This is a genomic window from Acidobacteriota bacterium (assembly GCA_028874215.1).
Taxonomy (GTDB): Bacteria; Acidobacteriota; UBA6911; order RPQK01; family JAJDTT01; genus JAJDTT01.
In genome coordinates this window covers 67,316-81,720 of the sequence record JAPPLF010000007.1, presented here as the reverse complement: position 1 = coordinate 81,720, position 14,405 = coordinate 67,316, and the positions used below count along the sequence as shown (strand labels likewise).

The window sequence follows — 14,405 nt, the reverse complement described above, 5'->3', positions numbered from 1 at the left end:
GCGTCGCTCCCGTCTACCACCGGCTTCCCTTGAGGTGCTGGTAGGCCGCCACCGCCAGCTCGTCGCAACGCTCGTTCATGGGGTGTCCCGCATGTCCACGGACGCGCTCGAAGCTCACCTCGTGCTGGTTCCGAATCCGGTCCAGTTGTTCCCAGAGATCCTGGTTCTTGACCGGCTTCTTCCCGGAGGTACTCTTCTTCCAACCGCGAGCTTTCCATTTGTGGATCCAATCCGTGGCTCCCTGCTGGACGTAGGAACTGTCGGTCACCACGTGGACGCGAGCGCGCCGGGTCAATCTGGAGAGACCCTGAATCACCGCCTGAAGCTCCATTCGATTGTTGGTCGTCTGACGTTCCGAGCCGCTGTCTTCCAGTGTCTTGCCCGAGGCCCGGTGCTCCAGGACGAACGCCCAACCTCCGGGACCGGGATTTCCGCTGCAGGCGCCGTCGGTGTAGAGGACCACCTCGGCATCGCCGGAATCGGAATGCGATGCTCCACTCCGTCTGGTCATGGGTTCGTTTCCCGCGCTCGGCCGCTGGTGTGCCTTCACGGCGGAGTTTTGATCGAGGCGCCGCTGCCGTGCGGCTCGACGCAGCAGTCCAGGGAGGCGGCCGGAGGTTCATCTTAGCAGACCGCTCAAGTCCGGTTCCGGCTGCAGGGAACCCTGGTGGTTCCTGTTCTTCCCAAATGGAACAGGGTGGGGAAACCCGTGCGACCGGTCCGATCTTGTAGAGCCGGTTGGTCTTCTGGTATCATCGTGCTGTTCCAGGACATCATGGGTAGCGTACTTAAGAAAAAGAAAAAGCGGCGCGGAAAGCTTCGCCGGAAGCGCCGTCACCAGATCCGTAAGAACTCCCACTCCAAGTAAGGCCGGTCGGCTGCATCCGCCTTTTCCTTTCGGGATCGTCCAGACTTTGTGTGTTTCCATTGCGCCTCCGGGAGGCAATGCGTCCCGGTCCGTGCGGCGGGCGGGTTTTGCCGCCGCCGAGTGCTTGCAAGGTAATCGAAACAGGCTCTATAGTGGGTGCGAAATACCTGCCAACAGCGACAATGTTGTGAAGGAGGCCAAATGAGCAAAAATGGAAAAGAAGAACACGTCACCGCGAACGTTTCGCGGCGTGCCTTCTTGAGAGGAGGCGCCGCCGGCGCCGTAACCACGGGGTTGCTGCAACGGATCAGCGGCGCTCCTTCGGCGATGTCGGGCCACGGGGTCGAGGGTCCGGGAGCCTTGAGCATGAAGCTCAAGGTGAACGGACGGAAACACCGGGTGGAATTGGAACCCAGGACGACCCTGCTGGATGCGCTTCGCAACCATTTGGACCTGACGGGGGCGAAAAAGGTCTGCGACCGCGGGACCTGCGGGTCCTGTACGGTCCTGGTGGACGACAAACCGGTCTACTCCTGTTCCACGCTGGCCATCGAGGCCCAGGGAAAGGACATCACAACCGTCGAGGGGCTTGGGACCCCGGACCGAATGCATCCCGTTCAGGAGGCCTTCGTGGATCACGATGCCCAACAGTGCGGATTCTGCACGCCGGGATTCGTCATTGCGTGCAAGGCGTTCCTGGACCGGAACCCCAATCCCACTCTGGACCAGATCAACACCGGTCTGGGGGGCAACCTCTGCCGCTGTGGAACCTACGCCGGAATTCGCCCGGCCGTGATGCAGGCGGCAGGGGCCCTGAAAGGAGGGACCAATGGCTGATTACTCATGGCCGGAAGCTTCCAAGAGGAGGTACATCGGCAAAAGTGTCTCCCGTCTGGATGGGCCTCTCAAGGTGACGGGAGTGGCCAAGTACTCCTACGACGTCAACCGCTCCGGGATGCTGTTCGCGAGAATCCTCCGCAGTCCTCATGCCCACGCTCGAATCACCGGCCTGGACACTTCGGCCGCCGAAGCCGTACCGGGTGTCAAGGCCGTCCGGGTGATTCAGGGGGTCGGCACCGAGATCAAGTGGGAGTTGGACGAAATCGCGACCGTCGCCGCCGAGACCGAAGAGGCGGCTGAGGACGGAGTTCGGGCCATCAAGGTCGACTACGAGGTTCTTTCCCATTTCGTCACGGAAGAGGACCGGGCCAGCGCTCCGGACCAGGAGGTCGCCAGGGAGGAGACCGAAGGAGATCCGGCCGGCGCCATGGCTTCGGCGGACGTCCGGAGCAAGGGGTACTACGGCATTGCCGCCATCACCCATTGCTGCATGGAGTCTCACGGCCAGGTCTGCGAGTGGGAAGGCGAAGACAAGCTCAATGCCTGGTGCTCCACCCAGGCGGTTTCGGGCCTGCCCGGCCAGTTTGCCGACAAGCTGGGCCTGCCGACCGCCAACGTGCGGGTGATCACTCCCTACATGGGCGGAGGATTCGGGAGCAAGTTCAGCGCCGATCGCTGGGGTATCGAGTGCGCCGAGTTGGCCCGCCAGGAGAACGCCGCCGTCAAGCTCTTCCTGGAGCGGGACGCGGAGTTGGCCGTTGCGGGAGACCGCCCCTCGGCTTACGCCAAAATCGAGGTCGGCGCCAAATCCGACGGTACGATCACGGCTTGGAACTCGGAAACATGGGGCTCCGGCGGGATCTCCGGTTCGCGCGGCAGTCCGCCGGTCCCTTACGTTTTCCAGGTTCCCAACCGGAAGCAGACGCACCATTCCATCGTCATCAACAAGGCCACGGCACGAGCTTGGCGGGCCCCCAACCATCCCCAGGCCTGCTTCCTGACCATGGGCGCCCTGGAGGATCTGGCGGCCGAATTGAAGATGGATCCCCTGGATCTGTTCCTCAAGAACGTCTCCATTACCGGACCTCGAGCCGACACCTACGCCGAGGAATTGAAAGTGGGGGCCGCCCTCATGGACTGGCGGCGCAACTGGCACCCCCGGGGAGACAGCGGACGCGGCCCCGTCAAGCGGGGTCTCGGGCTGGGCCTCCACACCTGGGGTGGAAGGGCTCATCAGAGCAACTGCGAAGTCGTGATCTTTCCCGACGGAAACGTGGAAGCACGATTGGGGAGCCAGGACCTGGGCACGGGCACCATTACGGTCGTCGCCATGATCCTGGCCGAGACCCTGGACCTCCCCCTCGACGCCGTGAGCGTGAAGATCGGCGACAGCCGTTTTCCCGCCTCCGGAGGTTCGGGAGGAAGCACCACCGTCGGAGGCGTGACCTCTTCGACCCGCCGGGCGGCGGTCAACGCGCTGGAGCAGTTGCTGGAACGGGTGGCTCCGTCCCTGGACGCTTCGGCCGATCAACTGGAGGCCGTCGACGGGCGGGTTCAGGTCAAGGGCAATCCGGCCCGCAGCCTCTCCTGGCGGCAGGCGGCGGCCCGCATCGGTCCCAGCCCCATGAGCGCGACGGGTAGCAATCCCGGTCCCGGCAAGCTGAGCGACAGCGGCGTGGGCGGGATTCAGATGGCGGACGTCTCCGTGGACGTGGAGACGGGGATCGTCAAGATCAACAAGGTGGTGGCGGTTCAGGACTGCGGCCTGATCATCGACATGAAGCTTTCCGAGAGCCAGGTCTACGGTTCCTTGATCATGGGAATCGCCTACGCCTTGTGCGAGGAGAAGGTCCTGGATCCGGTGAGCGGCAAGATGTTGAACCCGGACATGGAGTTCTACAAGCTGCCTGGAATCGGGGACATCGGCGAGTTGGTCGTGCACATGATGACGGGTCCCGGGTACGACGAGCGGGGCGTGATCGGATTGGGTGAGCCGCCGGTGATCTCCACCGGCGCGGCGATAGCGAATGCCGTGGCCAACGCCATCGGCGTGCGCGTCCCGTACATGCCCGTGACCCCAAATCGCGTATTGGAAGCCCTTGAGAGAGGAGGAGCTGCCTGATGCAAGCCTTCGAATATGCCAACCCAACCTCGATCCAGGACGCCGTTCGCCTCTTGGGGAGCAACGAAGGAGAGTCGGCCGTGCTGGCCGGCGGAACCGATCTCCTGAGCCTGATGAAGGACTATGTCGTGACCCCCGGGCGTCTCGTGAACATCAAATCCATCGAAGATCTCCAAGGGGTGAGTTTCGACTCGGACGCCGGACTCAGCATCGGCGCCGTCGCGACCCTGGACGAACTGGCCGCCCAGGATTCGGTGCAGACTCACTATCCGGCGCTGATTCAGGCTCTGGACGGTATTCGCAGTGCGCAGATCCAGGCTGCCGGCACGGTCGGCGGCGACCTCTGTCAACGGCCCCGATGCTGGTATTTTCGCCGGGGTTTCGGACTGCTGGCGCAAATGAACGGCAAGTCCATGGTCGCGGACGGAGACAATCGCTACCACGCCATTTTGGGCAACGACGGTCCGGCGCAATTCGTCAATGCTTCGAGCCTGGCTCCCGCTCTGATCGCACTCGGAGCCAAGGTGACGATCCAGGGAGTCTCCGGCTCCCGGGAAATCGCCCTCGAGGATTTTTTCCAGACTCCCGGGTCCCAGAGTGAGCGGGAGAATGTCCTGGCCCCCAACGAGATCCTGACCCGGATCGTGGTTCCGGCGGCCTCGGGAACGCAAAACGCCACCTACGAAGTTCGGGAGAAGGAGGCGCTGGACTGGCCGCTGGCCGCGGCGTCCGTTTCGCTGACCGAAAACGGCGGCGGCGTCGGTCAAGCCCGCGTCGTATTGGGACATGTCGCTCCGGTGCCGTGGGTCTCCGAGAAGGCCGGCATGGCTCTTCAAGGTAAAGCCGTCAGCCGGGAATCGGCGGAAAGTGCCGGTGACGCCGCCGTGGAAGGCGCGCGGGCGCTGAGCCGGAACAAGTACAAGATCCAACTGGCTCGAGTGGCCGTCAAACGCGCCGTGCTCCGGGCAGCCGGGATGGAGGAGAGTTGATCATGTTGGACGTGGAGCAGATCAAGTTTCAACTTTGCAGACGTTTGCGGTGGAAGGGAATGTATGTCGAGGCGGCGCCGGACCTCACGGTGCCTCCAAGCAATGACGCTTTCTTCTGGTGCAACGACACCATGACCTGCCTGGGACCCGACGGGGACCTGGCGAACGAGGAGAAGTGCCAATCGGACAGGGCCTGCCACGAGCCCTTGTAGTCGTGGCTCGATAAGGATACCGGCCAGGTTCGATTTGCAATCGGTGGGTTGCGCGCAAACGGCTGCTCCCGGTTCGGGTTGGACGGCCAGGATTGTCCGACGGGTGCATCTGTTAGGATAAGGACTCAATAACAGAGGGGGTCAGATATGAGATCAGGAATCGTTGCTTGCTTGACCTTGGCCGTGGTCATGACGCCTCTGGTGGCCGCCGACGCCACCATCTCGGGAGATTACCTGGAGGTGCGGACGACGGACGTTTACACCGGGCCCTGTTTCGCCAACGCGGAAGTCAATCTGACGGGGAAAGAAGCCATGCTCGCGTGGCGGGTGCGCCATGGAAGTTGGAACGGCGTTTCGCTTCGGGGACTCAGCGTGCTTGCCATCGTGAAGTCCGCGTCCACCCTGGGTGATCCTCATGCCGTGGACCGTTCCTCCCGGTCTCTGATCGTGGTGGACGAGCGGGCGGACGGAGATCAGGAGGAGGCCCTGCTGGCGTTCGTCCGGACCGAAGCTCCGCAACTGATGGAGAATGTGGTCCAGGTTCAACGCGCTCCCATCGCTCTTGAATTCGGCGCTTCCAAGACGTTTGCGCGCCTGCAGGCGGGGGACATCGCCTCCCTCCGGACCCGGGCACTGAATCACCACGACCATATCTGCGGCAACGAGACGGTCTACTATCCGCCGTTGACCGAGGTGGCCGATGCTCGTCCGGCTTTTACGCTCTCCCATAGGTTCCAGGGAGACGGCCTGGGCAGCAGTTGGGGAACCTACGGAACCCGCGGGGCGTTCGTCGGGAGCTTCACGCGCTGAGGAACCCGTTGCGAATCGGACGGCGAGTTCACGAAAGAACTTGTTTCTTGTCCCGTAGGCTGCTGGCGATCATCCTGGTCGGTATCGTTGTTACGCCGGCCTTCGGTGCGGAAGGACCCTTGGCCGTGGAGACGGCCAAGGTCGACCCGCCGCCGGAGCTTTCCCGGAAGGTTCGGGACTCTCTCCAGCCGGAAGCTCTGCGCGTCTTGCAGGGCGGACAACCATTTGCGGATTTCTGGTTGAGAGCGGATGTGCCGGAGGCATCGTCGCCGTCCACGGAGTTGGGAGTCAGTTTCGGGCAATTGAAGGTCGGAACCCTGGTCGGCGCCGTGCGCTTTCCGGCCAAGTGGTCCGACTACAAGGAACTGCCGATCCCGCCTGGCGTCTATACCCTCCGCTATGCCGTCCAGCCGCAGGACGGCGCTCACATGGGGGTTTCCATTTACCGGGATTTTCTTCTCATGATCCCTGCCAAGATGGATGAAGACCCGGATACGGAATACCGCCCGGACGAGTTGGTGCAGGCCAGCGCCGAAGCCGCCGTCGGACGGCATCCCGCCACCCTCAGCCTCTTCCCCATCTACGATGAGGTCAGCGGCCCCACGCTCGTCAAGAACGACATGGACCAGTGGACGCTGGTCGCCCAATCAGGATCTCTGACGCTGGGCATGGTGATGCTCGGCCACGGTGAGATCGAATAGCCTTTACCGGATGTTCAGTGACCCGGGGCCGGGTTGCCGCCACCCAATCGGGAGGCGATCCATCCCGTCGCAAAGGTCACGCTGGTTCCCACCAGAACATACCAGGGCCACGCCACTTCTCCCGTCCAGTGGATCACGAGCATGGTGGCAAGTCCCGCCGCCATGCCGGTCAGCGCTCCCCTCTGGGTGATGCTGCGACGGCGCAGAGCCAGCAGAAACACACCCAGCACGCTTCCCATGGTCAGGCTCGGTATGGTCAGGCCCGCTTCCAGCACAGACCCCCAGTTCCTGGCCAGCAGGGCGATGACCACCAGAATCCCGCACCAGCCCAGGGTCAGCAGCCGGGACACCCGCAGGTAGTGGGCTTCGGTTCCACGCCGCCAGCCGCGGTAGAAGTCGTGGATGGAGGAGGCGGACAGGGAGTTCAGGGAGCTGCTCAGGGTCGACATGGCCGCGGCGAAAATGGCCGCGATGATCAGCCCCGAGATTCCCGAGGGCAACTCCCGGACGATGAAGATGGGGAAAATCCGGTCGGTCTGGACCAGTGCCTGATCCAGAGGGAAGTGCTTGTAGAAGACGAACAGCAAAGCTCCCAGGAGAAGGAAGAGTGAGAACTGCGCCAGGATCACAACGCCGCTGGCGATCAGGGCGATCTGGCTGCGCCGGGGGGTGCCGCTGGAGAGATAGCGCTGGACCATCATCTGGTCCGTGCCATGGGTCGCCAGAGTGAGAAAGGCGCCGCCCACGAGGCCTGCCCAGAAGGTGTAGGGGGTGGCGAGAGCCAGATCGAAGTCGAAGACCTGCAGCTTGGCGTGTAGTTGCGCCTCACTGATGGCCTGGGACCATCCTCCGGGAATCTTATCCAGCAGGACGTAGAGGGCGATGACGGCTCCCGACAGGTAGACGACCAGCTGAACGACGTCATTGAAGATGACCGACAGCATTCCTCCGTAGAATGTATAGGCGACGGTGATGGCGCCGATCAGTAGCACGGCCCAAAAGTCGGAAATTCCGGTGACCACCGAAAGCACCAGCCCGGTGGAAAAGAGACGGACTCCGTCCGCCAGGGAACGAGTTCCCAGAAACAGGAAGGCGGAGAATTTTCTCACCCCTTTCCCCAGACGGTAGGCCAGGAGTTGGTAAGCGGTCTGGAGCCGCTGCTTGAAGTAGGCTGGCACCAGGAGAAAACTGACCAGTACACGTCCCACGACGTACCCGAAGACCAACTGGAGGAAGGTGAAATTTCCGGTGTAGGAGAGGGCCGGGACCCCGATGAAGGTGAGGGTGCTGGTCTCGGTAGCGACGATGGAGAGACAGACGACCCACCAGGAGAGATTCCGGCCGGCCAGGAAATATTGACCCAGGTCCTTTCGGCCCCGGCCCAGCAGGATGCCCAGGATGGCCGTGGCCAGGAGATAGAGGACCAGGATGGCGTAGTCCAGGAGCGAGAAACCCACGGGCTGTTATGGTCCTACGTTCCCGGACACCGGTCAATCGAAGCTATTCTGAATTCAGGATCCGGGACAGGGGTGAGCGATCCAGCAGGTAGGCGCTCCGGCCGTCCATGAAAAAGAAATCCGAGGCGCAGTAGCCCCTTTTCAGGTAGTGGACGAATATTTCACGGATCTTTCGCTGCCACTCCCGAGCCAGCTTCGGCTCCGTTCTTCGAAGCGTGCCGAAGGCGCCGGGCACCTCCACCAGCAGCCGTTTCGAATCCAGGTCGAGCCGGAACCCGCACAGGCGTACAAGACCGCTGATCGGATCCGGTTTCACCCGGGTCGCCCGGGGCAGTCCGGCAACCCTTGACGTGGACGAGGACGAGCGGTCAACCCTTCCCCGGACGCGTTGCGACTTGACGAACCAGGACACCCACACCCGGTCGGAAGCGATTCCCCTGGTGAAGCGGCTTTGCAGGTTCCCGTAGTAGTTGGGGACGTACGACCGAATCACGGATCCCAGCTTCTTCAGGTTCAAGTGCGCATTCGCCGCAATAAGGGGATCGAAGGTCCACTTGATCAGTTCAAGTCCCGAGTCCAGAGCGTAGTCTCGTTGGAACAACTTCAATTGGTAGCCGATCCCGTGGGAACGGTACGCGGGGAGGACGCCCATGAGTTGGCTGTGGAGATAGGGAACTCGCGTCCCGTTTTCCGAGCCCAGCCAGGAGAGGGCGAAGCCGACCAGATCTCCGCCGGCGAAGGCGCCGGCCACCAGCCCGCCGCTCTCGGCCACGGCGAACAGGGCCCGGGCGGGGTAGGGGGAATCGGATCCGGGTGCGCCATACCCCCAGATCTGTTCCTCCAGGTCGACGACCTCATCCATTTCTCCGATGGTTGTGAGGGCTCTGAGACGAATGGCTTGAGTGCCGGTCTGGACCGTCCGTTCAGGTAGGAGATCAGCCATGTTCGGCTCCCATCCGGGTCCGCTGCCGGATTATAGCAGTTCCGCTCCCAAGACCCTCTTGGTGGTCGAATGCCGCGACGACTTTTACCGCGGGCTGTCGAATACTTGACGAAAAGAGGGTTGCACCCCGAGAATGACCGGCATGCGGCTGGCGGAGCGAATGTCCAATTTGGGGACCGAGACGGCCTTCGAGGTTTTGGCCCGAGCCAAGGGTCTTGAAGCTCAAGGACGGGACATCGTCCACCTGGAGATCGGAGAGCCCGACTTCAATACCCACGAAGACATCGTCGAGGCGGCAGTCGGGGCGTTGAGAGACGGCCACCACCACTACACTCCGTCTGCGGGTATCCTTCCCTTGCGTCAAGCCATCGCCCGGGAGATCTCTGAGACCAGGCAGATCGCAGTCGATCCGGACGAGGTCGTGGTGACACCCGGCGCCAAGCCGATCATCTTCTTTTCGATTCTGGCTCTGGCTCAGAAGGGGGACGAGGTGATCTATCCCGATCCGGGGTTCCCCATCTACGAGTCGATGATCCGCTATGTGGGGGCGCGCCCGGTGCCCGTTCCCTTGCGGGAGGAATTGGATTTTCGGATGGATATCCAGGAGCTGGTCGACTTGTCCAGCCCGCGCACCCGTCTCATCATTCTCAACTCTCCCAACAACCCCACCGGTTCGGTGTTGAACCGGGGAGACATCAGCGCCATCGTCGACGCGTTTGCGGATTCCGATGTTTGCTTTCTCTCCGACGAAGTCTACAACCGCATCATTTACGACGAACCCCACGTGAGCATTGCGTCTTTTCCCGGCATGAAGGAGCGGACCATATTGTTGGACGGGTTTTCCAAGACCTACGCCATGACCGGCTGGAGAATGGGTTACGGTGTCATGCCCAAGGAGCTGGCGGGGCATGTGACCAAACTCATGGTCAATTCCAATTCCTGTACGGCCGCCTTCACTCAGATGGCCGGCATCCAGGCCCTCCGACAGGACCCCAAACCGGTTCACGAGATGGTGAAGATCTTCCAGACCCGGAGAGACCGGATCGTCGATCTTCTGAACAGTGTCGAGGGCGTCTCGTGCCGGCAGCCAAAAGGCGCCTTCTACGTCTTCCCCAACACGCGGGCACTGTCGGAAGATTCCCCGAAGCTGGCCGATTACCTGTTGCAGGAAGGGGGCATCGCGCTCCTTTCCGGCACCTCCTTTGGAAACATGGGACAGGGCTACCTGCGGCTTTCCTATGCCACCTCCCTGGAAATGCTGGAAAAGGGAGTTCGGAGGATGAAGGCCGCTCTGGCGAAGTGGCCGGCTGTGGTTTGACACCAGAGCCCGGACCGGTGCGAAGCGAGAAACGGGAGTCGAAAGCCTGATGAAGAGTTATCGCGTCTACGCCACCTGTGACATTGGAGAAGAGGGCCTCAAGCGCCTGACGGATCGGGGATACGAGGTAGAAGTCTATCCCGAAGTGGAACCTCCACCGAAGGCGCTGATCGTTGAGAAGGTCGCGTCGGGAATCGACGCGCTCATCACCACCTTGCGGGATCCCATCGATGAGGAGGTGTTCCAGGCGGGCCGGGAAACCTTGAAAGTCGTATCCCAGATTGCCGTGGGAGTCGACAATATTGACGAGGAATCAGCCCGCAAGTTCCGGGTCCCCTATACCCATACGGCCGTGGTGCTGACCGATGCTACGGCCGAATTCGCCTTTTTCATCATGGGTTGCGTTTCGCGAAAGCTGTACCCGAGCGAGCGGTTGGTGCGGGAAGGCCGGTGGGAGACATGGCATCCCTATCTCCCTTTCCTGGGGGACGAGGTTACGGGCAAGACGGTCGCCGTCATCGGAACCGGACGCATCGGGCGGGCTTTTCTGCTCAAGTGCACGGGACTGGACACCGACATCATCTGCTGCGACCTGTTGCCGGAGGATCGGTCCTTCGTGGAGTCGGTGCAGGCGCTCTTCGACTTCAAATACGAACAGGGATTGTCGAATCGGCGCGCCACCATTCGGTGGACATCGTTCGAGGAGGCGTTTCGCCAGGCGGACTACATCAGCCTGCACGTCCCTCTCACCCCCGACACGCACCATCTCATCAACGACAGGGCCTTGGAGATCATGAAACCGACGGCCTTTCTCATCAATACCTCGAGAGGTCCGGTGGTGGACCCGGACGCGTTGGTCAGAGCTCTCCGCGCGGGCCAGATCGCCGGCGCCGCTCTGGATGTCTTCGAACAGGAACCGCTTCCCATCGACTCCCCCTTGCAGGACCCGGAATTGGCGGACCGGTTGCGGATTTTCCACCATTTCGCCAGCGCCGGAAGGCGGACGCGGCTCTCGGGAGACCCGGAACTGGGCATGGCGGGTCGAACCGCCCAAGGCGTCATCGACGTTCTGGAAGGGAATTACGGAGGAGATCCGTCGAAGATGCCCTACGTGTTCAACAAGTCGGCGTTTGCTTGATTCTCCCGCCTCTCGCTCGATCCGAACCGGGCCCGGTCCAGGACCCGCCCAGTCATTTCAGCTTGATCTCCCGCCGGGAGAACAGGATGCAGCCTGCCAGGAGGACGGTCATCGAGTAAAGGATATTCTCGACCATGACACGAGCGTAGAGGGAGTAGTCCGGTTCAAGCGGTTCCCGCTCGAAGCTGTCGGCCAGCAGATCGGTCGGCATATGAGCGGGACCCAGGTAGTAGACCACAGCCGCCAGGCCCTTGAGCGCCCAGTGGGGATGGCGGAACAGAAACTCGATCATGTTCGGTAGGCTGGCCAGCAGCAACGTCACGCCTCCAGCCAGAATCGGATTCAGCACTACGCTCAAGCCCAGGCTCACCCCCGTGTACAGAGTGGCATAGGCGAACATCTCCAACATGCTGAACCAGAACAGAGGACGTATCTCCAGTTCGAACGTCCAGATGATGGCAAGGCCGATTCCAAGGCCCAATACGAGCAGGAGGCAGACGAAAAACTGGGTGCCCAGCCACTTGCCCACCAGGTACGCCCATCGTGGAATCGGTCTGACGAGCACCGGAACGATGGTCTGAGTCCTGATTTCCGTGGCGAGGGCGACTGCTCCCAGAAACAGTCCCAGGACGGCGGTGCAGAAACTCCACATGCCAAAGAAGAACTGCGTCTGCGAAGTCTTCATCTCCAGCAGGATCTCAGGCTCCTCGGCTTCGGAGGCCATATTCATGAGAGACGTCTGGCCCAGCCAGATGACGATCATGAGAACTCCGAGCAACAGCAGGACGTAGATCACCTTGCGCCGAAGAATCTCCCGAAAGGTGTTGGCGGCGATGATCCAGATCTCAGGCACCGCGCCGTCCCTTGACGTGTTCCATATAGATTTCCTCCAGCGAAGGGGCGGCGCGCCGGATGACACCCACGTCGAGAGACAGGTCCAAAACTCGACGGAGCAGGTCATTCTTCTCGGCCCTCGAGCATTCGAAAAAGGCTGCCGCGCCGTCCACTCGGACGGGACGGAAACCCGCCCTTGCCAGATCGGCATCCGCTCCGGCGTCCCAACCCAGCACCTCGATTTCCCACCCGTCCTGGTGCAAGCGGGCTCCGATCTCCTGTTTGAGCACGACCTCGCCATTTCGAATCATGATCAACCGGTCACAGGTCCGCTCGATGTCCGAAAGTATGTGGCTGCTGAGAAAGACGGTTGTGCCGTTCGCCTGTTCCTCCTGGATGATGTCGGCCACCAGCTTGCGTCCCTGCGGATCCAGTCCCGTGGTCGGCTCGTCCAACAGGAGCAGTTCGGGCCGATGGAGCAAGGCCTGCGCCAGTCCCAGCCGCTGGATCATCCCCTTGGAGAAGCTCCCGACTTTCCGGTCCATGGAGTCGCCCAGGCCCAATCGTTGGAGTTGGTATACGACAGCTTCGGCAAGGTTCTCGCCAGGCTGACCCGAGAGTCGGCCGTAAAACTCCATGGCGCCCCTGGCGGTGTGGAACGGGTAGGGGTGAAAGATCTCCGACTGGAATCCGATTCTCCGCCGAGCCTCCCTGGACCCGGCCTCGAGGCCGAAGACCGAGACGCGGCCCTGGTCCGGTTTGAGGAACCCCAGGACAGTATTGATGGTGGTGGTCTTGCCTGCTCCGTTGGGACCGACGAAGGCGGTGACCGTGCCCCGCGCCACGGTCACGTCCACGCCCCTGAGGGCATGGACCGGCAGCCGCCGCAGCCCGGAACGGAAGGTTTTCGACACTCCGCGGATCTCGACGACTGGGTCGTTCACGGTTCTGCAGCTTCCTCCGGAGAGGACGTCGTCTCAAGACGAGCCTCGATCTGGTACTTCAGGAACCTGTCCAGGCCCTCGATGACTCGCTCAACCTTGCCGTCGGAATTCACCTGAAAGGTCGTGGGAAAGGCGCGAATCCCATACTGCTCGGCCACCGTCCCCTCGGGATCGAGAAGGACGGGGAAAGACACGGGCTTCTTGTCGAGATATTCCTTCACGACCTTCGATTCCTCTTCGACGCTGATGGCGAGTATTTCGAATCCTTCCTTCCTTTTTTCGAGGTAAATCTTTTCAAAGACGGGCATTTCCAGACGGCAGGGACCGCACCATGTGGCCCAGAAGTTGACCAGGACCAACTTGTTTTCCTTCGCGGTGCGGTGCAGCTCGATGGGGTTTCCCTGGAGGGTGCCCAGGGAGAAGTCGGGTGCGGCATCTCCGGTTCTGACCTTGGTGGTCTCGGTTGGACGCCGCAGATCGAGTTTGACACTGAGGCTGAACCCGGCGAAGACAACGAAAAACAGGCCGATCAGGATCGATCTCATCGAAGCCGGGATCCCGCCCGGACGTCCCGTCACGGAGCCGCCACCCGGGAAAAGACAGTGAAGAACCTGTCTTCGAAGAGGGAGTATTCCGCGGTCATCTCGAACCCGACGCCGGCCATCCATTCCTTGACCTGATCCAGGCTCATCTGCATTTCGGGCTCTTTGTGTCCGTCGACCAGGTCGATGATGACGATTCGGGCATTGGGCTTCAGGTACCCGGAGAGCGTCTCAAGGTAGGCCGGGCGTCCCTCGATGTGGTGCAGGACGTTGTGAAAGAACGCCAGGTCCAGGTTCCGGACCGGCAGCTTGGGATCGGTGAACGCTCCTAACACCGGGACGACATTATCCACGCCTTTCTGCTGCGCTCCCTCCCGGATGAATTCGAGGAACCCCTGGTCCACTTCGACGGCATACACGGTGCCTCCGGGGGCCACGGCTTGCGCCAGAGGCCAACTGAAGACGCCGCTGCCGGCGCCGACGTCCGCCACCAGGTCACCCGGTTTCAGATCCAGCCGGGCCATGACCTCGTCGGTCTTGAGCTTGGCGAGGCGTTCGGGCCGTTCCATCGACTCGATCCAGTCCTTGGCCGGCTTGCTTCCCAATTGCAAGGCGCTGGCGGCCGGCCAGGCGCACAAAAGGAGCGTGGCGAAGATGGAGATACGTTTGAACATGGTGAAATCCTTC

15 protein-coding genes are annotated in these 14,405 nt (G+C 61.9%); 8 read left to right on the top strand and 7 right to left on the bottom strand.

From position 1 onward, the window contains the following. Positions 1–13 precede the first annotated feature (13 nt). Positions 14–511 (bottom strand): ribonuclease HI, encoded by a 498-nt coding sequence (rnhA, locus tag OXT71_01675; GenBank protein ID MDE2925090.1) that lies wholly within the window; start codon positions 509–511, stop codon positions 14–16. A 558-nt stretch (positions 512–1,069) separates the two neighbouring features. Here rnhA and OXT71_01670 point away from each other — a divergent pair. The 6 genes from OXT71_01670 to OXT71_01645 all read left to right on the top strand — a co-directional run bounded on the left by OXT71_01670 (position 1,070) and on the right by OXT71_01645 (position 6,542). Further along, positions 1,070–1,705, top strand: coding sequence for a (2Fe-2S)-binding protein (locus tag OXT71_01670; GenBank protein MDE2925089.1), 636 nt, complete (start codon positions 1,070–1,072; stop codon positions 1,703–1,705). After that, on the top strand, positions 1,698–3,830 hold the full coding sequence (locus OXT71_01665; protein MDE2925088.1) for a xanthine dehydrogenase family protein molybdopterin-binding subunit: 2,133 nt from the start codon (positions 1,698–1,700) through the stop codon (positions 3,828–3,830). The genes OXT71_01670 and OXT71_01665 overlap by 8 nt, the downstream gene beginning before the upstream one ends. After that, positions 3,830–4,819, top strand: a complete 990-nt coding sequence (locus tag OXT71_01660; GenBank protein ID MDE2925087.1) for an FAD binding domain-containing protein — start codon at positions 3,830–3,832, stop codon at positions 4,817–4,819. Before OXT71_01665 ends, OXT71_01660 begins: the two co-directional genes overlap by 1 nt. Positions 4,820–4,821: 2 nt before the next feature. Next, positions 4,822–5,031: a hypothetical protein gene (locus OXT71_01655; GenBank protein MDE2925086.1), complete on the top strand. Its 210-nt coding sequence runs from the start codon at positions 4,822–4,824 to the stop codon at positions 5,029–5,031. 147 nt (positions 5,032–5,178) lie between these two features. After that, complete coding sequence (locus OXT71_01650) at positions 5,179–5,841, top strand: DUF1326 domain-containing protein (protein ID MDE2925085.1); 663 nt, start codon at positions 5,179–5,181, stop codon at positions 5,839–5,841. A gap of 47 nt (positions 5,842–5,888) precedes the next feature. Further along, a complete protein-coding gene (locus OXT71_01645) occupies positions 5,889–6,542 on the top strand; it encodes a hypothetical protein (protein ID MDE2925084.1) in 654 nt (217 codons plus the stop codon). Positions 6,543–6,556: 14 nt separating this feature from the next. Here the strand turns inward: OXT71_01645 and OXT71_01640 are convergent, their stop codons facing one another. Next, positions 6,557–7,999, bottom strand: coding sequence for a sodium:solute symporter (locus OXT71_01640; GenBank protein ID MDE2925083.1), 1,443 nt, complete (start codon positions 7,997–7,999; stop codon positions 6,557–6,559). 43 nt (positions 8,000–8,042) lie between these two features. After that, positions 8,043–8,942: a GNAT family N-acetyltransferase gene (locus OXT71_01635; GenBank protein ID MDE2925082.1), complete on the bottom strand. Its 900-nt coding sequence runs from the start codon at positions 8,940–8,942 to the stop codon at positions 8,043–8,045. Between the two features lie 160 nt (positions 8,943–9,102). On the opposite strand from OXT71_01635, the gene OXT71_01630 reads away from it, so the two are divergent. Both OXT71_01630 and OXT71_01625 read left to right on the top strand, forming a co-directional pair. Continuing rightward, a complete protein-coding gene (locus tag OXT71_01630) occupies positions 9,103–10,260 on the top strand; it encodes a pyridoxal phosphate-dependent aminotransferase (GenBank protein ID MDE2925081.1) in 1,158 nt (385 codons plus the stop codon). A gap of 49 nt (positions 10,261–10,309) precedes the next feature. Next, entirely contained in the window at positions 10,310–11,398 is a 1,089-nt protein-coding gene (locus OXT71_01625; GenBank protein MDE2925080.1) for a D-glycerate dehydrogenase, read from the top strand. A 52-nt stretch (positions 11,399–11,450) separates the two neighbouring features. Here OXT71_01625 and OXT71_01620 read toward each other — a convergent pair whose 3' ends face one another. Genes OXT71_01620 through OXT71_01605 form a run of 4 tightly spaced genes read right to left on the bottom strand, consistent with a single transcriptional unit; the run spans position 11,451 to position 14,392 of the window. After that, positions 11,451–12,251 (bottom strand): ABC transporter permease subunit, encoded by an 801-nt coding sequence (locus OXT71_01620; GenBank protein MDE2925079.1) that lies wholly within the window; start codon positions 12,249–12,251, stop codon positions 11,451–11,453. Then, complete coding sequence (locus tag OXT71_01615) at positions 12,244–13,176, bottom strand: ABC transporter ATP-binding protein (GenBank protein ID MDE2925078.1); 933 nt, start codon at positions 13,174–13,176, stop codon at positions 12,244–12,246. Before OXT71_01615 ends, OXT71_01620 begins: the two co-directional genes overlap by 8 nt. Then, complete coding sequence (locus OXT71_01610; protein ID MDE2925077.1) at positions 13,173–13,721, bottom strand: TlpA disulfide reductase family protein; 549 nt, start codon at positions 13,719–13,721, stop codon at positions 13,173–13,175. The genes OXT71_01615 and OXT71_01610 overlap by 4 nt, the downstream gene beginning before the upstream one ends. Positions 13,722–13,750: 29 nt before the next feature. After that, a complete protein-coding gene (locus OXT71_01605; GenBank protein MDE2925076.1) occupies positions 13,751–14,392 on the bottom strand; it encodes a methyltransferase domain-containing protein in 642 nt (213 codons plus the stop codon). Between the last annotated feature and the right edge of the window lie 13 nt (positions 14,393–14,405).